Below are 25,723 nucleotides of genomic sequence, written 5' to 3'. Positions count from 1 at the left end.
TCTCACACTGGTCTGACTGAATATCAATGTAGGTTGATAATCAGACGAGGATTACGCCTCGATTGGTTTACGCCAGTCATCTGAGCCTGATGTACCTGCGTTAACGTGATCCCACGTCACTTTACGGTACGACAGTGAAACCGTTAGGTTCTGCGTAAAGTCAGCTTTATCAGGATCTTGGCAATGTGGCATTTCACACTGGATATCGACGATAGAAGCGTTTTCTAATTTAGTAGTAAAGAAGTTTTCTTGCTTACCTTCAATGGAAGTGCGGTACCATTTCAGCTCAACATTGTTAAGCTTCTCACCCGATGCCAATGCGTTATAAAGCAATGGAACCGCTTTGTTCAACGAGACAGTGAATTTGAATGGTTTATGAACACGTTGACCTGAAGGTTGACCCGATTGAGGATCTGTTGGCACTGTCACTGTGTGATCGAATTGCTGAACCAGCATTTCATCTTCATGACCTTCTACGTACGTATCACCAATAGAATCAGCAGTACACGCGCCTGCAGTAATGAGCCCCTGAGTTTGACCTTCAACTGAAATATAACATGGAGTTGGCATGACTTAATCCTTAATTTTATGAAATGAAATACATATAACTCAGGGTTTATTAATCAAGTCTTGTGCCAACTTTTAACCACCTTAATTCAACAAGTTATAATGACTCAACTGTTAATTGGGCAGTTTATTGCTCAGGGCGAGCAAGATCTTGCTCAGCTGAGCAATTTTTTGCTCGCTCAATCCGATGTTAATTCATCAATATGCTCTTCATCTTCGCAATGATTTCCGGAGAATTCACTGGCTTTGTTTTTAGCATCAACAAGGCGAAATTATCAGCAAGAATTTCTTCCGGATGGATAATATAATTGGTGTTGGAGCCGACTTGCTCTAAAAAGCCTTTCAATTCGGAACGGTCAACAATAAGTGGATGATCATCATCATATGTCCAGTTGCCGTGTTCATCAGCGACAATCAAAAATTTGAACAGTAGATAGTTGAAGAACTCCCCCCCTTTGTTTAAATCATACTTTTCACTAATGGAGTAAAGGATCGGCATAGCCCAAACAGGTTGCTGATTATATTCCACTAGAATAGCGTAATCGTTGACTGGGGCATCAGGATTGGTGATCTTACGCTCTTCCAAATCGTCAGGAAATTCAATTTCACCGACATAATCAAACCCAATCGACTGGTAAAGTTCGTCTTTTTTAACTTGGTTGTGGCGTGTATAAATGTGGAATATTTCATGAGCCATAATACGCTTGAGCTCTTGACCCAAAACCAATTTATCACGCTGTAAAATGATCGCTTTACCGCGCGTATAGGCAGCAGTGCCTTCTTCAGCACCGGTGGTGAGAATCATCTGAATTCGTTTTGGCAAATCGAGCGGATATTTATCCAATTCCAATGTCAGTTCTGCATAAGCTTGCTCTACATATTGGCGATCTTGTTCAGTCCAATCGAGTGTGTTATTACGGACAAAGCGCTTAAACTCTGGCTTAATGACATGGTCAATCGTCTTCATGCGCGCTTCCATGTCGAACTGACTGAGCCTTTGCATGAAATCATCATTGTGCGATAACTGCGCAGCGGCGCGTTGAGAATCGAGGAAGGTCAAGGTTGTTTCCGCGAAAGCAGAAAAACTTGAACAGACTAATGCTGTGACTAATACAGTCTTAAAGGACATACACATCTCCATTAATAGAATAAAGTACCTGTCCTATTGTGTGAGCCCAACGATACCTTCTCATTAGGAGATGACAAACAAAGTGAAAATTTGCGAGTCGCATTAAAACGGTATTCTTTTCGATTCAAAATTTGCGATAAAAAGGCGATAGCACAAGCGCCAAATCATAGTTTAGTTACTGATATTATTAAATATTACTGCCACATTCAACATCCAGAATTAATCTCAACTACGCGAGACTTAATCCTCATTTGTTAGCTCACACCCTCTCTGAACGACGAAATAGCCGACGAGAAACAACAACACAAATAGCAGAAATCAGCGCTGTAAAATAAATCATCGTTAATAAACTTTTTGCCAACGTGAATGCGCTACTCGCCATTACCAAACTATTTGATACCACGGGATATTCAGTCAACATAAGCCAAATACCAATATTCTCTGCATAGTCGAATAAACATACAAACACGGGCACAAATGACAGACACAGCCAGAAACGGCTAGAAAGATTTCCTACGCCGATCAACCATTGGAGTAAAGCAGAGTAACAAAGCGCAAATAGAAATGGGTAGAATAGATCTAATGTTAGTTGGAGTGACACATAGACACTACGCCCCTCCTCACCCAACATCGACAACAGTGTCAATGCTTCTTGATAAGTGTAACCAAGTGGCGACATATCAAACAATGGCAAACCACCAGAATACTGCATCAGCTTAGGAATACTATAAATTAGCATTGCTATATATACCGCATTTGCCATAGCAAACAGCACTAATACCAACTTTCCTGATATACGAGAGTGAATACCTCGAAACATATTACTTCCCTGTAATTTAAATACTTCATAGAGTGAACTAACGAATGATATGGACATCCTCACCCTAAACCATGCTGCATAATAGTTCTCAAACATACGCACAATAACTGGGGGTCATTATGTCTATTATGCCCATAATTCAAACCATTGGCGTTGATCTCACCAAGAATGTGGTCAGTATTCATAGGGTTGATGAATATGGCAAGTACACCTTGGGTTAAACTGCCGAAAGAAACAGAACCGTAAACAGAGTGTTCAGCCCCTACTCTATTGAATCGACCATATTGATCGGTAGCACACTGGTATGTTTGACTTCATCAAGCACAAAAAGAGTTTGTGCTTCTCTTACCTCGGGAAAGCTTCGTAATGTTTTTAAAATAAAGTGTGAAAGCTCTTTATTCGTTCTGGCAACCACTTTCATGAGGTGATCATAAGGGCCAGATAACGAGTAACACTCAAGGATCAACGGATGCTCCCGTGCTGCGGTTTTAAACTCATCAAATGCGGCTTCGTTCCTTTGATCAATGCTCACTTGAATAAATGCGGTAACACCAAAACCCGCTTGTTCTGCATCAAGTAACGCTCCGTATTTCTTAATTACACCAGATTCTTCAAGATGTTTTGTACGTCGCAAGCACGTTGACTCAGACATATCTGTTGCTTTAGCAAGCTCAACAATCGACATTCGTCCATTTTCCTGAAGATGAGAAAGTATTTTTTTATCCTGATTAGTCATTGTGCCGCTTTCCTTCAAATTTGAACATAAAAGTGAATAATATCACCAAACCTTCGCAATTCAAGGGTGAGTTTGACGGCTAAATTCAGTTACTTTGGAGTAAACTTAATTCCGTAGAAATGATCAAACAAGGAATAATTTATGTCGAACGAAAAGTTTTATCATGTGGGCGAACTCAGTGCAGAGCAACCAGAAACCACCCAATATCAGCCATCAACCTTTGCTAAAGCGCGTCACCCTGAACCGTATCGCTTTGAAGTGAATCTAAGTGCTGAAGCAGGTGATATGCAAAAGAAAACCGGGGTTGTATCTGTCAATATCCCAGGTTTTAGTCCGGTAAAACTATATTGTGATGAGCAGCCACCTGTCGGTAATGATACCGCGCCACCACCACTGGCATTCTTTGCAGCTGGTATCGGTTTTTGCTTAATGACGCATTTAACCGACATACTCACAGCGCGCAAAATTCAGGTTGATTCACTAAAGCTTGAACAACGTATCGTGTTTAGAACGAACCTTGGGCACATGCGCGACCACGGTTATATGACTGACGGCGGATGCGATATTGTGGAAACACATGTCATCATTGAAAGCCCAGAGCCTGAAGAAAATATTAAAGACCTTCTAGACGAAGCTGAGAATGGCTGTATGGCACACTACGCTTTGCGGAACCCGATTCCTTGGTCAACTCGTTTAATTTATAACGGCAAAGAAGCTATTAGTCGCTCTGGCGAGTAATAATTTCTATTAATTAGACGATGTTTCGGGCCTAAATGTAGATACCCTGAAAGATGTTATTCGGGTATCTACATGGCTATATTTTTCATCCTCTATTGCTGCACAATCAAAGCTTCTAGTGCGGCTAACGATGCTTGCTTCTCGCCATCCATCATGCACTCAGCTTCATTCACATATTGGTCAACGCCCTCTTTTACATCTTGCTGATAGAGCACCACGTTGTTCAAAATGGACGCAACATGAAGCCCTCTAAGGCGACCAACCGCGAACAGCGCAGACGTTTCCATATCGGCGCCAAGGATGCCCTTCTTATTCCAATATTGGCAAATTGACTCTTCATCGTCAGTGTAAAAGCTGTCGTGCGAGCGGACAATGCCAAAGTGATATGACGTAGTTTGTTCTAGTAAATAGTTCTCTAATGCCTTCAACAGCGAAAAACTGGCGTAAGCCGGATATGCAGAATCAACATAGGCTTTTGATCCACCTTCATCACGTACGGCTCCCTCTGCCACGATTAGCTCACCGAGTTGAATACCCGTTTGCATCGCCCCTGCGGAACCAACACGCACAACATGCGTCACACCGCATTGCTTAAGCTCTTCAACAGCAATAATCATTGATGGTGCACCAATCCCCGTGCTGCATACTGAAACTACCACACCTTTGTATTTGCCGGTAAAAACGCGGTATTCGCGATTCTGCGAAACCATCTCTGCGCAATCAAACAGCGCGGCAATGCGGTTGGCGCGGTCAGGCTCTCCGCAAACAATAACCAACGGTGCCACTTGAGTGCCATCAACACCAATATGTGGTTGTTTGAGCATGAATTGATCCTCTAATTCTTGTTTTCCCGACGTAGCGATACGACTGCGTGGCACTAGTTGGGCTCTAGTGACCATTATTTTTTGCTCAGGTCATATCGAAGTCTTGCAATAATGTGTTTAAACTACGCCAATATTAGGAGGGTTTCGCCTTAGAACAGGAGGACTTTTGTCCTACTACAGCTCTTTTAAACCGTTGTGATAGCGGGATTTCACTATGATGTGTGACTGGTATCAAAATAGTACAAATGTTGGGGCTGACAACAAGCAGAAGTACCGCTAGTTGATCATCCATTAACGATAAAACATGGAAAAACAATGAGAATCAAACCGTCGCCAACGGGTCGTTTTAAAACCTTGCTCAATAATAAAAGCGCTATGTTCAGAGATTTGATCTATCAATGCCAAATCGGTAGCCGCTACTTTAATGCTGGTGAAGCTATTTTGACGCAAGGTAAAGCATTGGAGCACATTTATGTGGTGCCCGCAGGGCGTGTTTCGATGAGTATTTTGGCGGCCAACGGACGTCGCTTTCAACTGGGTGAGGCAAACTGCGACGATCACATTTTTGGTGAGATGGAATTTTTCACTCAAACTCCGTGTCAGTGGAGCGTGATGGCAGATGAACAAATGCAGGTCGATATTATTTGCATCAAGAAGCTCACTGAGCACCTGCATCAACAGCCAGAGATGCTGTTTTTCTTTGCGTCTGCGCTCGCTGATGACTATCAAGATTCACTAGAGATTTACACCAACCGCTTACTGCACCCTATCACTTACAATATTGCCTATGATTTGCTGATGCAACAGCAAGAAAGCCCTTCGCTATGCGGCTTCGATAAGGTTAATCAAGAAGCTGAGCGTTTTGGTACCTCTGGTCGCGTCTATCGCCGCGCGGTAAAAACGCTGACGGACAGAGACCTGATCCGCAAAGGTGATAATGGGTTAGAAATTGTCGATGAGCAAGCACTGAAAGCTTTTCTCGATACCTATGAATAGTCGTAAAAGAAGCAAAAACGCCACCCGCAAATTGCGATGTGGCGTTTTTTTGAGGTATTGAAGACTAAACGAACAGGCTTACAATAGCCGCGTTCATTAGGTTAGCCAATGTAGCAGCAAGCAGTACTTTCATACCCAATTTACCAATCACGCCTGCACGCTCTGGGATCATGGTACTTAGTGCACCACACACCATGGCTACCGAGCCAATATTAGCAAAGCCACATAATGCAATGGTCATGATTGCCGTAGTACGTTCACTCAAATCAACCGCGCCCATGCTAGCAAAAGCAACGAATTCATTTAGGGCTATTTTTTGACCCAAGAATGCACCGGCGTGCATCGCTTCGCTCCAAGGTACACCAATCAGCCAAGCCACTGGTGCGAAGAAGAAACCAAGGATCACATCAACAGTTAAGCCTTCAAAACCAATGTAGCCACCCAGCGCGCCAAGTCCGCCGTTAAGCAATGCCATCAAACCAATACATGAGATGATCACCGCACCAACAATCGCTGCAATTGAAGTACCAGCAATAGCACCCTTCGCGACGGCATCAATAAAACTGGTTGGCTTTTCGTTATCTGGCAACTCTGGCACTTCATTAATCGTCGCTTCGGTTTCAGGGATGATCAATTTGGCAAACATCAAACCAGCAGGGGCCGACATGAAACACGCCATCACTAGGTAGTTGATGCCCACTCCCATACCAGCCAGACCCGCCAAAATTGAACCGGCAATTGAAGAAAGACCACCCACCATAATGGCGAAGATCTGCGCACGGGTCAGCACACGGTGGTAAGGCTTAACCAAAAGCGGTGCTTCTGTTTGGCCCAGCACTATGTTGCCAGCTGCATTCATTGATTCAGCGCGCGAGGTGCCTAGTACAAACTGCAAACCACCACCGATTATGCGTACGAACCATTGCATAATGCCCATGTAGTAGAGCAGTGATGTCAACGAGGCGGTGAAAATAATCTGCGGCAGTACTTGCAGAGCCCAAATAAAGCCAATGCCATCAACACTGAAATTCACTAGGTTACCAAACGCAAACTTAATGCCTTCTGTACCGTAGCTAAACACGTTGCCCACAGCATTTGAAACCGCCAGCAGCACATCTGCGCCAACCTCGGTCGCTAATACAAAACCCGCAACAACTAAGATGATGGCGAACGCGCCCACAACAGCACGCCAGCTGATTTGCTTTCTATTTTCAGAGCATAAGAAGCCCACGCCTAGAAGAACGGCGATTCCAAGTATTGATTGCAACATAATAATTATCCGATGTGAGCGTTTACAGTGTTAATGATTTGGTGAGCGTGTTGATGAGCAAGCGCGATGGTTTTCTCTACATCGCCGCCCTCTTCAGGAATGGCATTCATCTCGAACGTTACGATAGTATCGATGATGTTCATTTCAGCGGCTTTAAAGGCGTGTTCAAATGCACGCTGATAGCACTCAAGAGACATAAAGTTAAAGCCCGATTCTGAATAAGATTCGGCAGTCGCACCCGCAGTGATTGAAAACAGCAGCTTCTTACCTTTTAGCTGGCTACCATCAGGGCCAAAGGCGAAACCAAACGTGAAAACTTGGTCGATCCACTCTTTCATCACCGATGGAAACGTACTCCAGTAAAGTGGGAATTGCACAACCACCAACTCCGCCTCTAAAAGGCGTTGCTGTTCGGTTTCAATATCACCAGCAAAATCAACAACGTGGCTGACTTGCCAATCGCTATGCTGCGCAAGCAGTTTGAGGATCTCTGCGTTAGCAAAAGATTTTTCTAAATTGGGATGACCGTTAATAACGAGTACGTTCATGGGGTAAACCTATATTGATCGTGCTTATGTTGCTTCTTCACTTGTTTTCAATGCCCTGAGCGGCACAAACGAGAAGATCTGCATCTTGTTGTTATATTGATAACTCTAGTGATAAGAATAACGCTGACTTGATGAAAACAAGCGGACAAAAGTCCTTTCCGTTAGGTTCCAGGTCAAAAATTTCGAAATTTGGGGCGGTGGGATTGAAGATATAAAATATGCATAAATAACTAGCGGCGATAACATTCATTTCTGCTGATAAAAACAATAGTTGAAGTTGATAGGATTTTAACTATCAAAATTCTTGCGCCATTTTTCTCAAACAACGTAACAACACTTCTTCATCTTCCGGTTCAATATTCCTAGTAATATCTTTAACCAAATCAAGATGCAACTGATTGTGATGACGATGAATTTTTTGTCCATCTTCCGTTAGAATGACAACTATCGCACGACGGTCAGTGGGGTGATCTCGGCGCTCAATCAGATTGGCTTTAACCAGTTTTTCAATTTGAACCGTTAAAGTGCCAGTAGTAATACCCAGCTTCTCTGCCAATTCTTTCATTCTTAAAGCACCATGAACCCCCAATACTTCGATAGTGTGTACCTGTGCTAAAGAATAACCTGTCTCTTTGACAACAGATTGCTCCCAAGAGGACATTTTATCGTAGAACTCGGTTAGTGATTGGTTTAGGTGCTCTATATTTGTCATGGCTGATTGGTATGTAGTTCAAGAGTAAGGTGATCAATCTTATCAAACTTAAGTAGCATTTGTTTATATTCAGCGATGGTTTTATCGCAGTTTGCTTCAAGCGTCATCGCGACAGAATAATGATGACCACTCACCTTCCACATATGTAAATCTGTCACGGTAGCAAATGGCGCTAGCTCATCTGTAATAGACTGTCGATATGTCTGTTCGATATTCTCATCTAGTAAGATAGGGCTTGTTTGATTGATCAAGTTCATCGTCCATTTCGCTATCACCAACGCCCCTACCATTCCCATCACCGCATCTAGCCAATTCCAACCATAAAACTTACCAAACAATAATGCCACTATCGCCAATAATGACGTTAATGTGTCAGCTAATACATGTAAGTATGCCGCTCTAAGATTGTGATCGTGATGGTGCGCATGATCATTTTTATGATTGTGACTATCTGCATGGTCATCATGATGGTGGTGATGCTCACCGAGCAAGACCATACTAACTATATTTACAGCTAAACCAATGAACGCGACGATAATCGCCTCATTAAACTGAATGACTTGTGGGTTAAATAAACGATGAGCCGACTCAACAAGCATCAGTAGCGCTACTATTCCCAGCGCAATCGCACTTGTATAGCCCCCTAATACGCTGACCTTTCCTGTTCCAAAAGAGAACCTATCACTCTGTGCATGTTTTTTGGTATATCGGTATGCAAACAACGTAATACAGAACGCGGCAGCGTGAGTACCCATATGCCAACCATCGGCTAGGAGTGCCATTGAGCCATAAATGCTTCCAGCAATGACTTCGACAAACATTGTGGTAAGTGTCAATAAAAGTACGTAAAAAGTACGTTTCTCGCCTTGAGTACTGAGTGACGAAAAATTGTGGCTATGGTTCGTAGTTAACCCCAAAACGATGCCTTTAGTTTGATTATCAAAGTATATTTCATTAATTTAGTTTGATTATCAAACATTGTCAACCAGACAGACCCTTAATCAAGAATCACTGATCAGAAATTATGCCTTCAACAATTCACGAAATCCGTTTTTACCTGAGCATTACGCTGTCGTGACACGAAAAGGTTACAGAGTGCCAAAATCAGCCACCTACATACTTTGTTTTTGGAACCTTACTTCAATTTTATAAAACTTCCGTTCAGGTTCCAACTGAACGATAAGCATTGTTACAACTGATTGTATGAAGCGATTGCGGTTAGGAGTCATTTCACTCGCTTACCCATATCTAAACTATACTATTACTATATTGCATAACTTTAGAACTACCACTTGTAGGTAGAAGGATGACTATTATGTCCTTATTCAGACTATTTCAATATGTTCTCACTTGTCTTTCATTCATCATCTCTTCAAGCTCGTTAGCGAATACAGCGTTGCCCATTTCGCCAGAGCAAATCACACACCCTTACCCAGATGTTACGGTTAAAACTCTGCGCACGGCGCAAGGATTGCTCAATGAGTTTCATCAAGCAAACTATCTCGTACACACAATCAGTACCGATGGTAATGTACCAACGTACTTTATTGAAAACCTAACGAACGACCTTAACTTACTGCCTGTTCACGAAAAAACATCCGTTTTTATTCGCTTATTACTGCCGACCATCAAGGCAGTCAACGACCAGATTCTTTTAGTCAGGACAAAGTTAACGGCACTGTCCTACCAGCCAACTGTAGACTGGACACTTGAAGAGCAACAATGGGTGAATGATCTGATGGAGTCGTATCACGTCGAATCACATAACCTTCAAGATCTGCTGCTTCGAATTGATATAATACCAATCGGCATGGCGTTAGCCCAAGGTATCGATGAGAGTGGTTGGGGTACAAGCCATTTCGCCATTAAAGGCAATAGCTTATATGGCGAGCATTTGCCACTACATGGTGGTAAGCACCTTTCGACGCCAAGTGGATATATAAAGGTAGCGGCATTTGAAAACTTGTATCAGGGTACTGCCAGTTATATGCATAACCTTAACACTACACGCGCCTATGAAGATCTATGGATACTGCGTCGCCAACTGCGCGAGCAACACAACTTAAAAGGTGATGAACTTGTTCAGGCTCTCGGTCATTACTCTATCCGAGGTGACGCTTATGTGGAGGATTTACGCGCACTGATCAACACCCACCAGCTCGATGATTTTGAAAATGCTACGTTTGATAATAATGAAATTATTCGAGTTAGATATGAGGAATAACGTTGATTGATACTTCTATGAGATTCCCGTTATCCAATTTCATGCGGTGTTAACCAAATAGAACGAGCCAAATCGTCTCGTTCTATCTCAGTTGTTATCTTGGGGTAAGGGGGCTTTACTAAGAACCGATATTCGCCAAATCTTCAACTATTAGCTTTGAAATCAATTCGATATCACGCGGCTCGTCTTCGCTGTCCCATAAGAATGCAGCAATTTCTATATTTACTGCCGCATCTTCAAAGTAAGCATATTTGGTTGTATATTTACTTGAAGTAAAACTCGCTAGTTTGGTCTCATTTTCAGAGATCACTACAGAGTGTGATACCTGAGGCTTATTCAATGCCTTACCGCCGTAGTTAAATATCCTTAGATAGTCGACTGTAATGTTCACTGTCGGTGCATCATCACTTTGCTTAGCGAGTATATTTTTTTCTGCCATGTGCTTTTCAATAAACGTTCTAAATTGCTTAGCTAATTCTTCTTGATTAGCGAATGACTCATCACCAACAATCGCACCATGCCCCAATTCCAATGATACCGCTACATCAAGACGATACTGCGTGTGCTCCGCTTTGAGCGGTGTAGGCTCCACGTGATACGTATACGGAGAAGAAGAACATGCACTCAACAATAGCGCAAAAAGTAACGAAGAAATGTACCTCATGGATGGTCCCTATTTATAAATTAAATATTAAATTCGAATGTTAACCTCAACTTATAAGGTCGATTCCTTTATATCCACTGCTCGGATCTAATACAAAAGTTTACCTTTGCTTTTCAGCTGAAATCTCACCCTTTGTGATGCTGTTTCATTGATTTATCGTTTTCATTGAATGGCATCGACACATAGATAAATCAAATTGATCATCCATACTTGATCAAGTTACCGTCAATTTGGTAGGTAAATGGATGATTTTAAGACTAGGTTACTTCGGGCTGTTACCGTTTTTGCTATTACCTCTGTTTGTGGTGATACCTAGGTTTATTCTGCCGTCACTGGCTGCCGATATGTTTATTACGTACAGCGTTTGCATTGCGGCTTTTATGGCGGGAACGTTATGGGGGCGCGAAATAGATAAACCGTCCCCAAAACCTTATGTTTTATTGGTTTCCAATGGCATCGCACTTTGTATTGTCGCTTTTGCTTTAATCGCTGATATTCGGGTTGTTGGTGCATTAATTGGTCTAATGCTGGTTCACTTAATGAACTTGGTTGGAGAGCGGGAAAAACACAATGTGCAATACTACATACTGAGAAAAAGGCTCACTATTGTTACGATTTTATCTCATGCCTTAATGATTACACTATTACTCTGGAGCCCAAATTTTGAATGATGTCATCGTATTCTATGATGCGAGTTGTCCACTGTGCGTGAAGGAGATGCGTGCTTTGAAGTCTTATTTATCAGGTACAGTCGAATTCATTAACGTTTTGAATGAGCAGATCATGCGCAGCTACCCGCAAATTAACATCGCCAAGAGCAGACGTATTCTCCACGTTCTAGATAGCAATAATCGTCTTCGTTTAGGGGTAGATGCTAATGTCTATCTTTGGGAAATTGCAGGAAAGAAACCGTATCTTAGCGCTCTGCGCTGGCCAGTGATCAACCCAGTTGCCAACTTCGTCTATTGGGCGTTCGCAAAAAATCGCTATCGGCTGTCTCTTGTTTTGACTGGTAAATCAAAGTGCGAGCAATGTGAGCCATAAACAAGACAGCCAGCGTTACCTTTATCACCAAACTAACAAAAATTATTCATCACGTTGCCTTTCCCGTTGGTATACTTTCCCTACTGACAATTTCATCACGGAAGATTTATGAAGAAGATTTTTCACCTACTAGTCATGTCATTGTGTTTAAGTTTCTCCACTCTCACCACGCTCTCAATTCATGCCTCTGAACGGGCAGAGATAGGCTGGCAGAAAATCGAACAAGGCGCGATGATTGTCGATGTGAGAACACCGCAAGAATTTACATCAGGGCACTTAAAAAATGCCGTAAACTTCCCGCTTTCTGAGCTAGACCGTCATTTTTTGAAGGTTGATAAGTCTCAACCAATTGTAGTGTATTGCAGAAGTGGTAATCGGTCTGGTATTGCCTATGACTACTTGGTGGAACAAGGTTTTACCCAAGTGCATAATGGTGGTGGCATTGAAGAAATGAAAGCCGCTAAATAACTAGCTTTGAAGGTTATTGGTTAGATAGCCCTTATCGAGGGCTATCTTGTGCTTGTGGTAACGATATCGTTAAGATCAGTTTTTCTCTTTTCCGTAAACTCTTACACCCGCTTTCGAGCCTTTAGAGTTGCCATAAACATTAATACTTTTCACACAGCGGCGCTTACCAAAATAACGCCACGAGCTGTACTCATCTTTATTAAAATCACGGTAGAAATTAAATGTTTTGCTTTCACCATTTTGAAATTTGATCACGGCTTTGCGTAATTCTAGTCCTTTTTCCGCCTTAACTTGAAAGGCGTTGGTGTTTCGACAAACCAGTAGAGGGATCTTAGCGGCATGTTTACCATGCTCCAGTAGCAATGTACGACCTAAGGTAAATTTATCGTCTGCTTGGGCATTAGATGTAACCAATAACGCACCGACAATTGCGCTTATAATCAAAGATTTTTTCATTATCTCTATCTAATTAGTATGGGTAAATCGGCGCGCATTCTATGTATTTTTGATTCAAAGTGTTAGCTTTTATTCACAAGCAGATAAAACTCTAGCATTTCCCTGACGGTGCGCTTGCAATAGATGAAAGAGCACCTACATTGTCTTAGCTAAGAACGATGATAGCCGCTGGTGACAAAGGGTCCCAATAGCATATTCAATTTTTTGAAAAAACCTTGCTGCTCATCTCGAAAGATTGCTTGCGCTTTTTCAGGGGAATCTGCAGTAATAATAAGCGACTGCTCGATAAAGCCCTGCTCTATCAATTGCTTTGCTTCTTGCGTATGCGTCGCTGTACTAAGATCGAGAAAAGTGAAGTCGTTATCTTTGGTGTAGAATTTATAATCCATAATCATTCCCTTTCAATCAGCGCCATTATGACGGCAGTTGATACCTATTCGACATTCTATTTACTACTGTTTACGTCGTTATAAATTTGACTAGATATTTCATAGTTATGTTGTCTGGCTATTTTCTGAGCAAAGAAAAGATGTGGTAGCTCATATAGAGCCAGTATAACTAAAATATATATTCCGAGTTCATATCCCATGTACAGGCTAATAACACTCATTAATAGTAGTGTTATCTCTATCGCGAATAAAATATGTTTGCCTAAATATAGATGATGAAAGCCCCCCAAGAAAAACCAATTCATCGACGCATAAGTATCTGGATCTTTTAATTTTTTTGCCTGTATCTTGTAATATCGTTTTCTTTGCTCTTCATTAAGGCTGTTCACTCTCTGCCTTAACAGCTCTTCTTGCTCTTCAAGTTGATCCCATGATTCAAGAAATTTCATTATGGTACCTCGTCGATAATTGGTTCGACTAAATCAGGATCATTGCAACGGCGAATGCGCGATAAGCCTAGCTGCCAGCCTTTTCGGGCTCCGTATTTAACAATACATTGCTTCGTATATTCAGAGCATGTCGGCTTAAAATTGCATTCCACATTGAGTAGTTTTTTTGACCCACCGCTAGCTTGGTAGCGATGAATCAATTTAAGAGATAGGCATTTGAGCAAAGTTAGCGACCTAGCGTCATGATCACAGCTTCACGTTTCCAGAACAACATAAATCTTTTTTGTTCAACAACTTGGAACACAACTTGCCACCCTTCTTGAGCGTATCGATTGAGCTCTGCTTCCATTTTCTGAACTGGTAGTCCACTCGCACCTAATAAGATCGTACCACAACCGCCCTCAACAATATGAACGACTTTATACTCGTTAAACTTAACCATTTTTCTCACCAAACATATGAATTAAAAGACAATATTAAGATCCAATTATCTAGCCATCAACCTAAAATAAATTATTTGCGATAAGGTGGGTATTTTCGAAATTAATCTAGACTAATTTGTATATTTATAGATAATAATCGTCTTCATCATATTTGTCTTAATGTTGCGAATTTTATTAACATGACATTAATTAACAATAATGATTCCTTCGTTATAACACCGATGTTATGGCGAAATTAAAACGGAAAAAGCCCCAAAAAGAGGCTTTATATTTATTGGGCATAAATTACGCTGCTACCGCTCGTTTTTTCTTACCGTAGACAACACAGAAATTGCCACGTTTTGTACGGCACTTTGAACATCTTTCACAATCAACCGTGGTTCGGTTTTCTTCTTTCCAACGCTTAATCAATTGAGGCTCTGCCAATAGTGGTCTCGACAGGGCGAAATATTGAATGTTGGTTTCTTCAGCCATCTTTTCAATTGCGTTGATATCGCTCAAGCCACCAACAGTAATGATTGGCACATCAACATCTTGACTGACTGCATGCCCATACTCATGAAAGTAGCCTTCTTGTTGAAGTGCATACCCATCAAATGACTGCCCTACTAATGTGCTTGCATTGCCGTGAATATTGCCAGACATGATGATCGCATCAACACCCACTGCTTCGAGCTTTTTGCAGATAAGGCGCGTTTCATCAAAGGTTAAGCCGCCCTCAAAAAACTCTGAAGCCGTTAGCTTGACTAAAATTGGATAATCCGTGCCTACCAGCTTTCGGATCTCCGCATAGATTTCTAATAGAAATCTCATTCGATTATCTAAACTACCGCCATATTCATCTTCTCGCTGATTGTAATATGGGCTCAAAAACTGGTTGATTAAGTAGGTGTGCGCAGCATGAATCTCAACACCATCGAAACCTGACTCTTGCGCCCGTTTACTTGCAAGGGCAAATGCGCTAACAATGTAGTCAATCTCATCCTTAGTCATCGTTTTACCTTGCGTTGACGTACCTCTTTCTGGGACTTCACTTGGTGCAAAGATAATCCTTTCACCCACGTTATAGGTGGTTTTTGTGCCGCCATAAGCCAATTGCATCACGATGTTTGAATCGTATTGATGCACGAGTTCAGTCAGTTTTTGGTATTCAGCAATAAATGAGTCATTGTACATACCCATCATGCCTGCGTTTGGCTTCTCTTCCTCAACTATATTTGCATAGCCCGTGACAATTAAGCCCACGTCACCTTTTGCAAGCTCTTCATATATGTCGTAAAGGCGCTCTGTCATATGGCCATCTTCTGTTGCCATATTTTCCCATGTCGCACTGCGTACAAAGCGGTTTTTTAAAGTCATACTGCCGATACGGCTTGCTGTAAATAAGGTGTTCAAATCCAATCCTCTAAATATTTATTATTTATACTGTTCTTTAGTCAGTGGAGAACAAAAAAGAGAACAGCTATACGGCAATGTATAGCTGTTCTCTTTTTTGTTCTTGCAACCACTCTATAGTGACAATCGAATAATACGCCCGAAAAATTTAAAAACTTTAATCTAGATTAATTAATAGGTGATTTTCGGTAATTTGATCGAATACTGAATGACGCCATCAGAGCGATTATTACGCTATCCATCTATCTGGATATACCCAATATGTCGCCCTCTGTATTAACTCAATTGACGTTGTTCACTTAGGCTTTTTTGACAAACTTTGCCGTCACCATCATTTCACCAGCACCATCTACTTTGCAGTCTAATTGATGATCTTTTCCATCAACGATTCTTCTAACCACAGCCTTAGTTCCGATCTTAAGCACCAAAGAACTGCCTTTTACTTTTAGATCTTTGGCTAAGGTCACTTTATCACCTTCTTCCAGCAGTGTTCCATTCGCGTCTTTAATCGATAAAACGTCTTCTGCGAGCGCTTCCGATGGATTCCATTCATGAGCACACTCTGGGCATATTAGATGATTTTGATCTTGGTAAACGAATTCAGATTGACAGTTTTCGCAAGGAGGAAATGACATAGGATTACTTCTTTAAAATAGTCTGATGTTAATTAGGAGGAGCTTCGCAACATTCGGGTTGATTAAAACCAATACGCAAAGTTATAGATTTGCAATCCGTTCTTCAACGCACTCGTATGAGCCCGTTTCGAATTCACGACAGATCCAAGGTCTATTTTCATAAATAGTACACATATAGGTATCGCGATCCAAAGCGACACACCAACCATCATCTAATCTCAACATCGTCTCACCACCCCATTTATCGAAAGCGATGTATTCCTCGGGAACCCCAGTCTCTGAAATGATCATCACTTCTAGACGACAGCAACAAGCCTTACAATTCGAACAGGAGACTTCGACGTTTGATTCATTCTTAATTGGTATATTCATGTATAACTACAATAAACTCAATTGCCCATAATACCTCAAATTTGGGCAAGTGATATTGAATTTTTCGAAGGTACTTCTTATCAGCACGGTAAAGACGTATATTTCATATTCAACCAGATAAACGCCCCCCTTCTTGACGCTATTGCGTTGATCTTTACTTAGCTCAAATTTTAAGAATCTGAAAATCTTGCCTCATGAGGACTCAATTCACATCCGCTAGACTGAGTAATCATTGTATACAGCTCAGGTCTTCGACCTCTTATCCATCGCCTTCCGGTACACATCTCTAGCTCTTTCATCTCCAAGTCAGCAATGACCATGTCATCTTCAATACTTTGTGACTCAGCTAGTATTTTACCATAAGGGCTTAATACCATTGCATTTCCTGTTCTTACCTCGTCCATATCCAGACCGACACCATTACTGAAAATTAGAAATATTCCGTTATCATGTGCACGTGCTGGTAGCCATCTAAGCAGCCATTCTCTGCCTTTACCACCTTGCATTTCTTGGTGCAGTGATTCTGGATCTTTGGCGCGGTTATGCCACAATGTTGGATCAATCAGTCCCATCGCTTTGGGGCTTCTCGAATTACATCCACCCGTTTGGTGCGGGGCAATAAGTATATCAGCACCCATTAAGGCAGTGATGCGAACATTCTCGACCAGATTATTATCCCAACAAATTAAAATGCCGACTTTACAACCATGAGGTGTATCAAATACCGTAAAAGCACTACCACTGCTCATGTGCGGGCTAACAAAAGTATGCAATTTCCGATGCTTCTCCAAACGACCATCAGGCATCGCAAATATGTACGTGTTAAACAACTTGCCTTTATCGTCCCGTTCTATCATTCCAGCCCCAATACTGACGTTATGTTGCCTAGATAAAGACAACAAGGCTTGAGCACTTTTACCCTCAGGTACCCGCTCTGAAAGTTCTTCTATTTGCTCTTTATCAAGCGTCGAAACATGCCAGTAACCGGTAATGCACATTTCAGGGAAAACCATAATCTCAGCGCCCGATTCTGCGCCTTTTTCTACAAATTTTTGCATAACAGATAAGTTATAGGCTTTATCACCGGCGTGGTGGTTAAACTGTATTGATGCAACTCGAACGTCTTTCATCCTATTTCTCCTAGCAATAATTAACTTGATATCGAGACTTTAAGGCAATCAATTCATTCCGTATAATGAAATGAATTCTAAAAATGATGACCAATTGGAATGGAAATAGATCAATTAAAAGCGTTTTATCAACTATCGCAGGATAAAAACTATCGGATTGCAGCGCAGCACCTATTTATCACTCAATCTGCTTTAACCAAAAAAATCAAACGGCTTGAGGAGCGTATCGGTATCATTTTATTTGAACGGGGACGAAATGGCGCCGAGTTAAGTCAAGCAGGAAAGATGCTATTGCCTGACGCAAAACGGATGATTAAACAATTTGAGCAGTTTAAACGCTTCTCACAGTGCGTATCTGACGGAGCACAAGGGAAGTTAAATATTGGCTTTGGTATCTCTTGCTACTTAGATGCACCACGCTACATCTCTGAATATAAGACCCAATATCCGAACGTAAACGTGACACTCAATGACATGCCCTCATCTCAGCAGATAACTGCGCTTTTTTCCGGGGACCTTCAGCTTGGTTTTAGTCGCATACAAAACATTAACTATCCGTTGCAGTCGATAAAGCTATTTTCTGACCATTTAGCCATCGCCATTCCTCAAAACGCTGACGTTGATATAGATAACCTGTGGCATTCAATTTCAGACCTTAATTATCTTCAACTAAATCCACTTCGAGGGATGGGGCTCCATCATCAAATTCAGAGTTATCTAATCCGTGAGGGGCAGTCTCCGGTTGTGACGCAAGAGGCAGATGACATACTGACGCTACTTGCTCTCGTCTCCGCAGGGCTAGGTTACACCATCATCCCTGCAAGTGCTCAAACCATTTGCCAGCCAAGTATCAAACTGATCAAGCTATCCTCCCCATACGCGCGTTGGGATACGGGTTTAATATGGAACGCTGAAAATGAAGATCGTTTGACTAGAAATTTTATAGACCTCATTACGTCGTTTTCATGCACATCTGACAATGTATAAAAACTGGTGTACCCCACAAAAAGTAGACAGTGAGTAATGCCACCCATACTTCTAGATGCATCGATAACGTGGGTAAACTCATTTGTGTAAAGCGAAAAATCAAGATGGAGCGACTTAACAACCAAGTCTACTAAGAGGATAGGATTAAGTGTTGCAATCTAGCCTGATAAAAACACCAAGCGTTTAAAGTCCTTCTTTAACGCTTTGCTATTTTATTTATCAAATAGAATTAAGTGGTTAGTAGCATTTGATAATACGTTACAAACCAAAACCAATCTTAGGTTGCTTACGTACAGATCTTACTCCCCACGGGGCTAAATCAGGTTTTGGTTGACCAACAAAATCACCTAAACAGATATACCCTTTAGCAAGATATCGATATAGGAAATCACCGCCCTCTAATGCACCGGTTCTATCATCACCAAACGGTAAACGGATACGCTCTACGCGAAGGTCTGGTGCGGATTTAAATGCTGGGTATACCGAAGAGTTTATTTGATGCGAATCGAGATCTTTTAACAATGCTTTGTCTGACATTTTTGCTGATGTTCGGCTAAAGATCATGACGAGACGCTTCTGGCACTCCGACGAAACAATGAGCATTTCCATAGTAGATTTCCATTTGAAACAAGAAAGTATATAGCAAGCACAATACAACACTATGTCTCAAGCGCCAAATCACCTTACCCACTAGAGACTCGCAACCAATCTTTCCTTGGTTTGTTGCCTGTTACCTGCGACAATCCATATATAATTACTACACCAATGGATATATATGAAACTTTTAGTTCGTAATCTTGCACGCGCTACCACTGAACATGAACTTCGTGTTCTTTTTTCTGCTCAGGGCGCTGTCGCTGAATGTACGTTAGTTTTGGACCAAGAAACCGGTACTTCTAAAGGTTTCGCGTTTGTCGAAATGCCAAACGAAGATGAAGCCAAAGCTGCAATTGCCAACCTGAATTCAGCAACGATTGCTAAACAGAAAATTCGCGTTAAAAGAGCTGAAAGCTAAGATATCAGTATTACAGATCGACTTCCTGCAAGTTGGTCTGTAATACAATTTAGGCTTCCCGTCAGCGGCGTAATACACAATTACACCTATACACTACTTAGTAAAAGACTGTACTTCATCACTCGTTAAGTAACGCCATTGTCCTTCATCCACATCAAGAGTGATCTCTCCAATAGCTTCATGATGAAGCGAAACCACTCGATTGCCTACCGCAGAAAACATTCGTTTGACCTGATGAAACTTACCTTCAGTGATGGGGACACTTCGTCGATATTAGAGCAGATTGGATCCGGCTGCTAGCATCAACTTTGACGAGATGGGTACTTTTACAAACAAATTTATCCAGACGCATGAGAAGCAATACTCAAAGGAAGAAGAGCCGGACATTACCCTATCTCGCTGGAAATTAACAATAACTCACCAATTGAGAAAGAAGCTTATTATACCCAGTGACTTCAAGATGCAGGATTCAGAGTCTTATCACTGGTACCAGTTCAAGGAAAACAACGACGTGGAATAGCCATCTATTTCCTAATTGTTTGACGAAAAAATGGTTCCAGTGGCAGACTCCCACGGGCCGAGTTTGTTAGGTTCGCAGACTACGTTATCGATTCTTAATTTAGAGTGACTAGATTTTCAAATCGATGCCTTGCCTGCAAACCTAACAACTCTCGCTGAACTAAGCATCTTGAGGTTACTTGGGTATATGACGGTTAAACCGCTATGTGCGTGAGTGATTCAATGCTAATTGCGTCATGCCGCCAATATTCGATAGCACAATTAACCACTTCTCCGTGTTGATTGTAATTGGTTCGCTCTACCACCGTTGCAGGGGTGCCTACCGTGGCTCTTAAAGCTTGAGCTATATCGCCAAACAAAGAGCTCACTAAAACACGGTAACGTGCTTTATGATAATCAGTGGCAAATTGTTCACGCAAAATATCAGTTAATGAGTTGTTCAAGTCAAAATCTAGCAAATTAGGGAATAGATCAGCTCGAACGTAATCCGTTATAAATGCGACAGGACGTCCTTCAAGATAACGAAGTCGATCAATATGGTACACATCTGAAAAAGGCGGTAAATCCAATAGACGAGTCGCAGGTTTATTAGCAAGTGTCACCTTCGCCAAGATCAGTTCTGTCTTCGCGGTGCGGTTTTGCGCTGTCGCTCTATTTAGAAAATGTGGCGGCAGCGCTAAGTCATAACGTAATGGCTCGGGTGAGATAAACCAACCACGACGATCTTCGCGATAAATTCGCCCATCAGCCTCCAAAAGAGATAATGCCTCACGCAACGTGACACGTGTAGTATTGAAGGATTCCGCCAATTTACGTTCCGCTGGAAGCTTTTGCCGTGGGGCCAACATTCCAGCTTCAATCTGTTCAACAATTGAATCTTTGATCTTCACGTATTGCACGAGTTTCCCTTACCTATTACATCGTTCCCATATACCACGAACGAGCCCTATCACAATCTAAAATAATCATCTCTAGATTGATGCACTCAATGTTCAATATCAAGGTTCTTGAATGGACCATTGCTCGAATTTGAAATATTACCGCATAACGGTTAGCGAATGCATTAATAATTAGGGAACGACATAAAGACAGGGCTCTTGCTCTCATATAGTAGGTATCGTTAACGGTTGCCACCTAATGTGTTTTTTCTAAACTCATAACGAACCCTTAATATAGGTTGGTAAGCTATTTCCCCATTACTTTGCAAAAATTCATCAACCGTAACTCTTGTGTTAGTAATAGTAAAAGATCGGCGGTCTACGTAATCAAACGTGCTAGAAAACTCTTTACGTAATTCTAGCGAAGATTTACTGCGGTAATTATTAATCATTACTAAGCCTGCATCATAAGCGGCTTGCTTTGAGTCAACAACATTACCTTGAATCTGTTTCACTTGGCTCTCCAAGTGATAGCCTCCAGCCACTAGCGCAGTCGGTACGATGGCTAATGCCATTAATATAGCGAGTGTGATTGAACGTCTCATAGTTTGCTCCTTTGATACCATTATTTTCGAGCTCGCAGTAGCTCGAATAATACGGGTAACGATATAGACCAATACGCTTTTGCAATCCTTTCAAAAAAATTTTCAGTTTATTTTTCTATCTCCTGGGAACTTTTCTTGGCGTAATAAATGCGGCTTGAAATACATAGAGAGTTCTTATAGTTAGTAAAAGCACCCAGCAGAGATTAGTTCATTACTTATCCAGTCTAATTCGATCTAATTATTAACAATGTTTTGTTATATAAAATCGACATGAAAACTTACAACCACCATCCACCTGATACACAAAATACATAAATATAAACGCATTTATTCAATAAGTTATCACTGAGACGAGCATTTATTGGGTAGGAATCAAAAACCGAGACACACCTCTAAAACAGAGCTAACGGCAAGACTTTTCAACTACTTAGTTGATCATTTTCACAATATTAACAATGTTTGTTATTTGATGTTAAATTATTGAAAAATCTCACTGTCCGACAAAGATTATGCGACTAGACTCAAACAAATATTTGCTTGCTTCGGGTTTGGGAGATAATAATAATGCAATCTATACTACGTCGGTTTCCACTCTATTTTATCGTGAGCTTCATTGTCACAATACCATTAACAATTGCGGTATTACTTGCCGTTCAAGATATCTTTGAATTAAACACAAGATCTAAAACAGCACTGAAGGACGAGCAATTAGTTAACCTCGTCATCCATTACGATAACCTCGCTCACAACCTTGCTGTTGAGCGTGGACTTACCGCCGGAGTACTTGGTAGTAAAGGAAAAATTGAGATCGTCAAAAAACTAGAACAACAAAGAGCAAAAGTTGATTCCGCAATTTCCACTCTAAACCAATTTGATACCGCAACATTGTCGCCAACTCTGGTTAATTTATTAATCAATGAGATCCATAATGACCTAACTAATCTTCCCAAGGTCCGTCAAGGAGTTGATACGCTCAAACCTCAAATCGCTCCGTTTGGCTATTACTCGAATCTAAACCAACTCATCATTGATAACATCGATCTCTTGATCAGCGAAACACGCAGCCATGAATTGAGTGCACTTGGTAAGTCACTGATTTCAATCGTCGAAATGAAAGAACGTGCTGGTCAAGTTCGCGGTGCCCTTAACGGCGTTTTTGCCAAAGGTAGCGCAACACCTGTTACTTACGCCAATATCCTTGGCTATATTCAATCAGGCGATTACGCTCAACGAAGTGCCGAAATAATCATGCCTAATGCGTTGCGCTCACTGTTAGATCAAATACAGAAGCAAGCTGCATGGAAAAATGTTGATTCAGTACAGCAACAATTCTTAGCTCAACAAGACTCATTAGCAAATATCCAAGGACCAAGCGCAGCTGAATGGTTCCCTATGGCTACAAAACGAATCGGGCTTTTAAACAATCTAAGAAATTCGATTCAAACTGAGATGATGCAATACGCAACAGATGTTTCTGCTCAAGCAATACTCAATCGCAATATACTCGTTGCCGCTACGGCGATCACCACGCTACTGATTACTCTATTACTAGTATCGATAGTCACCAGCTTACGCCAGCGGGTAGGTCGAATAGAAACCGATCTGAACACCATATCGAAGGAAAAAGATCTAACTTTCGAGCTCAATAGCGATGGCAAAGATGAACTGTCATCAATTGCTTCAAGCTTCAATAAGTTGATTGGCAATTTGAACCACCTGCTTGGTGAAGTAACCAAAACCAACGACCAAAGCACCAAGCGTTTAAACCGTATCGTTAATTCATCCGAAGAGTTGGAAAAGAGTAGCCACTCGACTATTGCTAAATGTGACAACATTGCTACTGCCATGACCGAGCTTGCTCAATCTAGCGTCGGCATTGCCGAATCTGCCGAGCGTGCAATGGAAGACACATCATCCATGAACAACCAGGTTCAAGAATGCCAGCGTCAAAGTGAGCGTTCGTTTCACTCAGTACAAAGCCTTCTCGATCAAATCAATGCCACTGAGCAATGCATGTCAGAGTTGGCAACAGATACGCAGAGCATTGGGCAGATAGTGGAAACCATTAGTGGCGTCTCAGAGCAAACAAACCTACTCGCTCTAAATGCCGCGATCGAAGCTGCACGAGCGGGTGAACACGGTCGAGGTTTCGCGGTTGTTTCATCAGAAGTCAGAGACTTGGCACAACGCAGCCAAGAGGCAACGGAAAATATTGGCAGACTACTGGCTAAAATCACCCAAAAAACGCACTTCTCGGTAGAAAGTATGACAAAGAGTAAGCAAGCCAGTGAAGATACATTTGAATCAGTCAAACACGTCAATCAAAGTGTAGCCACACTGGAAGATAGCATCGAGCATGTCAATAACCACATTAGCTCGATCGCCCATTCCACCATTGAACAATCTAAAGCGTGTGAAGCAATTGATAAGGATGTCGACATTCTCAATGAAATTGCTCACCAAACCAGTAATCAAGCGGATGAACTAAACAATATTGTCAATGGTTACCAAACAGAAGCTGATGAGCTTAAACAACAACTTGACCGCTTCAAACTGGCATAGTTTACACAGCAATAATCAAAGAAAGCCCGATATCAATGGTGATTATCGGGCTCTATAAGGGTTAGCTTTCAATTATTGAGTATATAAACTCAACTTAATAAGTAACACTGCGTTAGCGCATCTCCTTGCTGTGATTCACCGCCAATGATCACCATACCCTGCGAAGTCGTGACGCCTACACCGTAAGCTCGCCCTTGCGGCAAAATGCCGGCAAGTTGCCATTCACAGCCATCAAAACACCATACTGTGTTGCTGAAGGTTTTACTTAAACCTTGGTGGCTATAGTACATCTCCGTTCTGTAATTATTTTGGCTGCCAATAAAGAATGCACCACCGGCAACAATCCACAACCCATTTATTTCACCACAATAAGCACCAGCTAAGCCTTCATGAACAGCATCAGATTCAATAATGGAAGGCAGGTAAGTTGCCTCAACCAGTCTGCCACCACTAAATAGGTATTGTTTACTATGAAGACTCCGTAACCCCGGCTTCACCTCTCCTTCCACTAGGGTTAGGCTATCTCCACTACGGAACACACCTGCACCGCAGTTGGATTGAAATGGATTGTCAGCCGCCACACTCCATTGCTGTTGGCAAAGATCAAATCGATAAATTTTATCATTCCAGTGATAGTCTTCAACGGGCTTAGACATAAACTCGGCTAAACATGCTTGTCTCTTCTCCGGATATTCGTCCGTTAACGGGTCATTAAGCTGTCGCATCAAACCATCAAATTGATCCTTGTTGTAGCCGCCAATTAGAAACAAATCATCGCCAATAGCACACCCAGCGGCACCCAATAATCCTACTGGGATTTGGTCTGTAACTAATTGCCAGCGATCATGTTGGCAATCATAAAAATAACCATCCAGCAAAACTGTCGGATACTGGCGATCATGAGCAACGCCCGCACCTGAAAATACATAACATCCCCTGTTCACTGGGATGCACACCGCATCATTTCGGCAAGTTCCAGGAAATGGCGCTTTGGCTTGCCAATTGAGACCTGACGCGACATCAAGCATCAACCACTGCTCGCCAAGACTGCCCAATCCAGCGTAAATCACATCGCCATCAGCAAACCCCACACCATTCTTCAACCCTACAGGCAAAGACGGCAACGGTGAAAATTGCATTTTCATCAA

31 protein-coding genes and 2 pseudogenes are annotated in these 25,723 nt (G+C 41.8%); 9 read left to right on the top strand and 24 right to left on the bottom strand.

Translation table 11 applies throughout. The features are described 5' to 3' along the window. Window positions 1–51: 51 nt before the first annotated feature. The 4 genes from L4C38_RS20515 to L4C38_RS20500 all read right to left on the bottom strand — a co-directional run bounded on the left by L4C38_RS20515 (window position 52) and on the right by L4C38_RS20500 (window position 3,252). A complete protein-coding gene (locus L4C38_RS20515) occupies window positions 52–570 on the bottom strand; it encodes an Hcp family type VI secretion system effector (protein ID WP_428798537.1) in 519 nt (172 codons plus the stop codon). 187 nt (window positions 571–757) lie between these two features. Next, window positions 758–1,696, bottom strand: a complete 939-nt coding sequence (locus L4C38_RS20510) for a hypothetical protein (protein WP_428799401.1) — start codon at window positions 1,694–1,696, stop codon at window positions 758–760. A gap of 259 nt (window positions 1,697–1,955) precedes the next feature. Then, window positions 1,956–2,516 carry a hypothetical protein gene (locus L4C38_RS20505; RefSeq protein WP_428799400.1) on the bottom strand — a complete coding sequence of 187 codons (561 nt, stop codon included), beginning with the start codon at window positions 2,514–2,516 and terminating at the stop codon, window positions 1,956–1,958. A 262-nt stretch (window positions 2,517–2,778) separates the two neighbouring features. Next, entirely contained in the window at window positions 2,779–3,252 is a 474-nt protein-coding gene (locus L4C38_RS20500) for an Lrp/AsnC family transcriptional regulator (RefSeq protein WP_428799399.1), read from the bottom strand. A gap of 141 nt (window positions 3,253–3,393) precedes the next feature. Here L4C38_RS20500 and L4C38_RS20495 point away from each other — a divergent pair, with 141 nt between their 5' ends. Next, window positions 3,394–3,990: an OsmC-related (seleno)protein gene (locus tag L4C38_RS20495; protein ID WP_428799398.1), complete on the top strand. Its 597-nt coding sequence runs from the start codon at window positions 3,394–3,396 to the stop codon at window positions 3,988–3,990. 92 nt (window positions 3,991–4,082) lie between these two features. Here L4C38_RS20495 and L4C38_RS20490 read toward each other — a convergent pair whose 3' ends face one another. Then, window positions 4,083–4,814, bottom strand: coding sequence for a nucleoside phosphorylase (locus L4C38_RS20490; protein ID WP_428799397.1), 732 nt, complete (start codon window positions 4,812–4,814; stop codon window positions 4,083–4,085). A gap of 315 nt (window positions 4,815–5,129) precedes the next feature. Here L4C38_RS20490 and L4C38_RS20485 point away from each other — a divergent pair, with 315 nt between their 5' ends. Then, the gene (locus L4C38_RS20485; RefSeq protein WP_428799396.1) at window positions 5,130–5,810 is read left to right on the top strand and encodes a Crp/Fnr family transcriptional regulator; all 681 of its coding nucleotides are present in this window, start codon (window positions 5,130–5,132) and stop codon (window positions 5,808–5,810) included. A 64-nt stretch (window positions 5,811–5,874) separates the two neighbouring features. Here the strand turns inward: L4C38_RS20485 and L4C38_RS20480 are convergent, their stop codons facing one another. The 4 genes and pseudogenes from L4C38_RS20480 to dmeF all read right to left on the bottom strand — a co-directional run bounded on the left by L4C38_RS20480 (window position 5,875) and on the right by dmeF (window position 9,257). Then, the gene (locus L4C38_RS20480; protein WP_428799395.1) at window positions 5,875–7,080 is read right to left on the bottom strand and encodes a NupC/NupG family nucleoside CNT transporter; all 1,206 of its coding nucleotides are present in this window, start codon (window positions 7,078–7,080) and stop codon (window positions 5,875–5,877) included. 5 nt (window positions 7,081–7,085) lie between these two features. Further along, complete coding sequence (locus L4C38_RS20475) at window positions 7,086–7,628, bottom strand: NAD(P)H-dependent oxidoreductase (RefSeq protein WP_428799394.1); 543 nt, start codon at window positions 7,626–7,628, stop codon at window positions 7,086–7,088. A 295-nt stretch (window positions 7,629–7,923) separates the two neighbouring features. Continuing rightward, a complete protein-coding gene (locus L4C38_RS20470) occupies window positions 7,924–8,340 on the bottom strand; it encodes a MarR family winged helix-turn-helix transcriptional regulator (RefSeq protein WP_428799393.1) in 417 nt (138 codons plus the stop codon). Continuing rightward, window positions 8,291–9,257, bottom strand: a pseudogene (gene dmeF / locus L4C38_RS20465) (CDF family Co(II)/Ni(II) efflux transporter DmeF). Before dmeF ends, L4C38_RS20470 begins: the two are co-directional and overlap by 50 nt. A gap of 398 nt (window positions 9,258–9,655) precedes the next feature. On the opposite strand from dmeF, the gene L4C38_RS20460 reads away from it, so the two are divergent. After that, the gene (locus L4C38_RS20460) at window positions 9,656–10,564 is read left to right on the top strand and encodes a glucosaminidase domain-containing protein (RefSeq protein ID WP_428799392.1); all 909 of its coding nucleotides are present in this window, start codon (window positions 9,656–9,658) and stop codon (window positions 10,562–10,564) included. A gap of 118 nt (window positions 10,565–10,682) precedes the next feature. Here the strand turns inward: L4C38_RS20460 and L4C38_RS20455 are convergent, their stop codons facing one another. After that, window positions 10,683–11,228 carry a hypothetical protein gene (locus L4C38_RS20455; RefSeq protein WP_428799391.1) on the bottom strand — a complete coding sequence of 182 codons (546 nt, stop codon included), beginning with the start codon at window positions 11,226–11,228 and terminating at the stop codon, window positions 10,683–10,685. A 245-nt stretch (window positions 11,229–11,473) separates the two neighbouring features. On the opposite strand from L4C38_RS20455, the gene L4C38_RS20450 reads away from it, so the two are divergent. The 3 genes from L4C38_RS20450 (at window position 11,474) to L4C38_RS20440 (ending at window position 12,740) form a co-directional block, all read left to right on the top strand. Further along, on the top strand, window positions 11,474–11,899 hold the full coding sequence (locus L4C38_RS20450; RefSeq protein WP_428799390.1) for a DUF3429 family protein: 426 nt from the start codon (window positions 11,474–11,476) through the stop codon (window positions 11,897–11,899). Then, on the top strand, window positions 11,892–12,272 hold the full coding sequence (locus L4C38_RS20445) for a thiol-disulfide oxidoreductase DCC family protein (RefSeq protein WP_428799389.1): 381 nt from the start codon (window positions 11,892–11,894) through the stop codon (window positions 12,270–12,272). The genes L4C38_RS20450 and L4C38_RS20445 overlap by 8 nt, the downstream gene beginning before the upstream one ends. A 108-nt stretch (window positions 12,273–12,380) precedes the next feature. Next, on the top strand, window positions 12,381–12,740 hold the full coding sequence (locus tag L4C38_RS20440) for a rhodanese-like domain-containing protein (RefSeq protein WP_428799388.1): 360 nt from the start codon (window positions 12,381–12,383) through the stop codon (window positions 12,738–12,740). 75 nt (window positions 12,741–12,815) lie between these two features. Here L4C38_RS20440 and L4C38_RS20435 read toward each other — a convergent pair whose 3' ends face one another. The 9 genes from L4C38_RS20435 to L4C38_RS20395 form a co-directional block, all read right to left on the bottom strand. Beyond that, a complete protein-coding gene (locus L4C38_RS20435; protein WP_428799387.1) occupies window positions 12,816–13,196 on the bottom strand; it encodes a DUF2541 family protein in 381 nt (126 codons plus the stop codon). A 149-nt stretch (window positions 13,197–13,345) separates the two neighbouring features. Further along, a complete protein-coding gene (locus L4C38_RS20430; protein ID WP_428799386.1) occupies window positions 13,346–13,585 on the bottom strand; it encodes a hypothetical protein in 240 nt (79 codons plus the stop codon). A 56-nt stretch (window positions 13,586–13,641) separates the two neighbouring features. Then, complete coding sequence (locus L4C38_RS20425) at window positions 13,642–14,034, bottom strand: hypothetical protein (protein WP_428799385.1); 393 nt, start codon at window positions 14,032–14,034, stop codon at window positions 13,642–13,644. Next, window positions 14,034–14,234 (bottom strand): membrane protein insertion efficiency factor YidD, encoded by a 201-nt coding sequence (gene yidD / locus L4C38_RS20420; protein ID WP_428799403.1) that lies wholly within the window; start codon window positions 14,232–14,234, stop codon window positions 14,034–14,036. The genes L4C38_RS20425 and yidD overlap by 1 nt, the downstream gene beginning before the upstream one ends. A 26-nt stretch (window positions 14,235–14,260) precedes the next feature. Further along, a complete protein-coding gene (locus tag L4C38_RS20415) occupies window positions 14,261–14,476 on the bottom strand; it encodes a DUF4177 domain-containing protein (protein ID WP_428799384.1) in 216 nt (71 codons plus the stop codon). Between the two features lie 286 nt (window positions 14,477–14,762). Then, complete coding sequence (locus L4C38_RS20410) at window positions 14,763–15,872, bottom strand: NADH:flavin oxidoreductase (protein ID WP_428799383.1); 1,110 nt, start codon at window positions 15,870–15,872, stop codon at window positions 14,763–14,765. Window positions 15,873–16,171: 299 nt separating this feature from the next. Next, on the bottom strand, window positions 16,172–16,507 hold the full coding sequence (locus tag L4C38_RS20405; protein WP_428799382.1) for a zinc ribbon domain-containing protein YjdM: 336 nt from the start codon (window positions 16,505–16,507) through the stop codon (window positions 16,172–16,174). Between the two features lie 81 nt (window positions 16,508–16,588). Next, complete coding sequence (locus L4C38_RS20400; protein WP_428799381.1) at window positions 16,589–16,879, bottom strand: YkgJ family cysteine cluster protein; 291 nt, start codon at window positions 16,877–16,879, stop codon at window positions 16,589–16,591. A gap of 170 nt (window positions 16,880–17,049) precedes the next feature. Next, complete coding sequence (locus L4C38_RS20395; RefSeq protein ID WP_428799380.1) at window positions 17,050–18,009, bottom strand: nitrilase family protein; 960 nt, start codon at window positions 18,007–18,009, stop codon at window positions 17,050–17,052. Window positions 18,010–18,108: 99 nt separating this feature from the next. On the opposite strand from L4C38_RS20395, the gene L4C38_RS20390 reads away from it, so the two are divergent. Next, a complete protein-coding gene (locus L4C38_RS20390; protein WP_428799379.1) occupies window positions 18,109–18,996 on the top strand; it encodes a LysR family transcriptional regulator in 888 nt (295 codons plus the stop codon). Window positions 18,997–19,254: 258 nt separating this feature from the next. Here L4C38_RS20390 and L4C38_RS20385 read toward each other — a convergent pair whose 3' ends face one another. Next, window positions 19,255–19,605, bottom strand: a complete 351-nt coding sequence (locus tag L4C38_RS20385; protein WP_428799378.1) for a hypothetical protein — start codon at window positions 19,603–19,605, stop codon at window positions 19,255–19,257. A 166-nt stretch (window positions 19,606–19,771) separates the two neighbouring features. On the opposite strand from L4C38_RS20385, the gene L4C38_RS20380 reads away from it, so the two are divergent. Further along, window positions 19,772–20,011, top strand: a complete 240-nt coding sequence (locus L4C38_RS20380; RefSeq protein WP_428799377.1) for an RNA recognition motif domain-containing protein — start codon at window positions 19,772–19,774, stop codon at window positions 20,009–20,011. Window positions 20,012–20,104: 93 nt separating this feature from the next. Here L4C38_RS20380 and L4C38_RS20375 read toward each other — a convergent pair. From L4C38_RS20375 to L4C38_RS20365, 3 genes and pseudogenes are all read right to left on the bottom strand, one after another. Next, window positions 20,105–20,266: pseudogene (locus tag L4C38_RS20375) on the bottom strand (16S rRNA pseudouridine(516) synthase); the annotation flags it as partial. 458 nt (window positions 20,267–20,724) lie between these two features. Beyond that, a complete protein-coding gene (gene phnR, locus L4C38_RS20370) occupies window positions 20,725–21,429 on the bottom strand; it encodes a phosphonate utilization transcriptional regulator PhnR (RefSeq protein ID WP_428799376.1) in 705 nt (234 codons plus the stop codon). Window positions 21,430–21,650: 221 nt separating this feature from the next. Next, window positions 21,651–22,013: a DUF3316 domain-containing protein gene (locus L4C38_RS20365; RefSeq protein ID WP_428799375.1), complete on the bottom strand. Its 363-nt coding sequence runs from the start codon at window positions 22,011–22,013 to the stop codon at window positions 21,651–21,653. A gap of 564 nt (window positions 22,014–22,577) precedes the next feature. Between L4C38_RS20365 and L4C38_RS20360 the strand changes: the two genes are divergently transcribed. Next, window positions 22,578–24,575, top strand: coding sequence for a methyl-accepting chemotaxis protein (locus tag L4C38_RS20360; RefSeq protein ID WP_428799374.1), 1,998 nt, complete (start codon window positions 22,578–22,580; stop codon window positions 24,573–24,575). A gap of 89 nt (window positions 24,576–24,664) precedes the next feature. On the opposite strand, the gene L4C38_RS20355 is transcribed toward L4C38_RS20360, so the two are convergent. Beyond that, window positions 24,665–25,720: a YjhT family mutarotase gene (locus L4C38_RS20355; protein WP_428799373.1), complete on the bottom strand. Its 1,056-nt coding sequence runs from the start codon at window positions 25,718–25,720 to the stop codon at window positions 24,665–24,667. Window positions 25,721–25,723 lie beyond the last annotated feature (3 nt).

The organism is Vibrio kasasachensis (genome assembly GCF_050337565.1).
GTDB classification, from domain to species: Bacteria; Pseudomonadota; Gammaproteobacteria; order Enterobacterales; family Vibrionaceae; genus Vibrio; species Vibrio kasasachensis.
Note: the sequence above shows the minus strand (reverse complement) of the source record. Positions and strands in the feature narration are given on the sequence as shown.

What these genes read in the sequence shown, in the direction of transcription:
- L4C38_RS20405 (WP_428799382.1), bottom strand. Translation starts at nt 16,507, where the DNA reads ATGTCATTTCCTCCTTGCGAAAACTGTCAATCTGAATTCGTTTACCAA.
- L4C38_RS20435 (WP_428799387.1), bottom strand. Translation starts at nt 13,196, where the DNA reads ATGAAAAAATCTTTGATTATAAGCGCAATTGTCGGTGCGTTATTGGTT.
- L4C38_RS20485 (WP_428799396.1), top strand. Translation starts at nt 5,130, where the DNA reads ATGAGAATCAAACCGTCGCCAACGGGTCGTTTTAAAACCTTGCTCAAT.
- L4C38_RS20395 (WP_428799380.1), bottom strand. Translation starts at nt 18,009, where the DNA reads ATGAAAGACGTTCGAGTTGCATCAATACAGTTTAACCACCACGCCGGT.
- L4C38_RS20365 (WP_428799375.1), bottom strand. Translation starts at nt 22,013, where the DNA reads ATGAGACGTTCAATCACACTCGCTATATTAATGGCATTAGCCATCGTA.
- L4C38_RS20470 (WP_428799393.1), bottom strand. Translation starts at nt 8,340, where the DNA reads ATGACAAATATAGAGCACCTAAACCAATCACTAACCGAGTTCTACGAT.
- L4C38_RS20440 (WP_428799388.1), top strand. Translation starts at nt 12,381, where the DNA reads ATGAAGAAGATTTTTCACCTACTAGTCATGTCATTGTGTTTAAGTTTC.
- L4C38_RS20505 (WP_428799400.1), bottom strand. Translation starts at nt 2,516, where the DNA reads ATGTTTCGAGGTATTCACTCTCGTATATCAGGAAAGTTGGTATTAGTG.
- L4C38_RS20480 (WP_428799395.1), bottom strand. Translation starts at nt 7,080, where the DNA reads ATGTTGCAATCAATACTTGGAATCGCCGTTCTTCTAGGCGTGGGCTTC.
- L4C38_RS20355 (WP_428799373.1), bottom strand. Translation starts at nt 25,720, where the DNA reads ATGAAAATGCAATTTTCACCGTTGCCGTCTTTGCCTGTAGGGTTGAAG.
- L4C38_RS20490 (WP_428799397.1), bottom strand. Translation starts at nt 4,814, where the DNA reads ATGCTCAAACAACCACATATTGGTGTTGATGGCACTCAAGTGGCACCG.
- L4C38_RS20510 (WP_428799401.1), bottom strand. Translation starts at nt 1,696, where the DNA reads ATGTCCTTTAAGACTGTATTAGTCACAGCATTAGTCTGTTCAAGTTTT.
- L4C38_RS20380 (WP_428799377.1), top strand. Translation starts at nt 19,772, where the DNA reads ATGAAACTTTTAGTTCGTAATCTTGCACGCGCTACCACTGAACATGAA.
- L4C38_RS20385 (WP_428799378.1), bottom strand. Translation starts at nt 19,605, where the DNA reads ATGGAAATGCTCATTGTTTCGTCGGAGTGCCAGAAGCGTCTCGTCATG.
- L4C38_RS20430 (WP_428799386.1), bottom strand. Translation starts at nt 13,585, where the DNA reads ATGGATTATAAATTCTACACCAAAGATAACGACTTCACTTTTCTCGAT.
- L4C38_RS20455 (WP_428799391.1), bottom strand. Translation starts at nt 11,228, where the DNA reads ATGAGGTACATTTCTTCGTTACTTTTTGCGCTATTGTTGAGTGCATGT.
- L4C38_RS20425 (WP_428799385.1), bottom strand. Translation starts at nt 14,034, where the DNA reads ATGAAATTTCTTGAATCATGGGATCAACTTGAAGAGCAAGAAGAGCTG.
- L4C38_RS20415 (WP_428799384.1), bottom strand. Translation starts at nt 14,476, where the DNA reads ATGGTTAAGTTTAACGAGTATAAAGTCGTTCATATTGTTGAGGGCGGT.
- L4C38_RS20475 (WP_428799394.1), bottom strand. Translation starts at nt 7,628, where the DNA reads ATGAACGTACTCGTTATTAACGGTCATCCCAATTTAGAAAAATCTTTT.
- L4C38_RS20390 (WP_428799379.1), top strand. Translation starts at nt 18,109, where the DNA reads ATGGAAATAGATCAATTAAAAGCGTTTTATCAACTATCGCAGGATAAA.
- L4C38_RS20500 (WP_428799399.1), bottom strand. Translation starts at nt 3,252, where the DNA reads ATGACTAATCAGGATAAAAAAATACTTTCTCATCTTCAGGAAAATGGA.
- L4C38_RS20360 (WP_428799374.1), top strand. Translation starts at nt 22,578, where the DNA reads ATGCAATCTATACTACGTCGGTTTCCACTCTATTTTATCGTGAGCTTC.
- L4C38_RS20450 (WP_428799390.1), top strand. Translation starts at nt 11,474, where the DNA reads ATGATTTTAAGACTAGGTTACTTCGGGCTGTTACCGTTTTTGCTATTA.
- L4C38_RS20495 (WP_428799398.1), top strand. Translation starts at nt 3,394, where the DNA reads ATGTCGAACGAAAAGTTTTATCATGTGGGCGAACTCAGTGCAGAGCAA.
- L4C38_RS20400 (WP_428799381.1), bottom strand. Translation starts at nt 16,879, where the DNA reads ATGAATATACCAATTAAGAATGAATCAAACGTCGAAGTCTCCTGTTCG.
- L4C38_RS20515 (WP_428798537.1), bottom strand. Translation starts at nt 570, where the DNA reads ATGCCAACTCCATGTTATATTTCAGTTGAAGGTCAAACTCAGGGGCTC.
- L4C38_RS20460 (WP_428799392.1), top strand. Translation starts at nt 9,656, where the DNA reads ATGTCCTTATTCAGACTATTTCAATATGTTCTCACTTGTCTTTCATTC.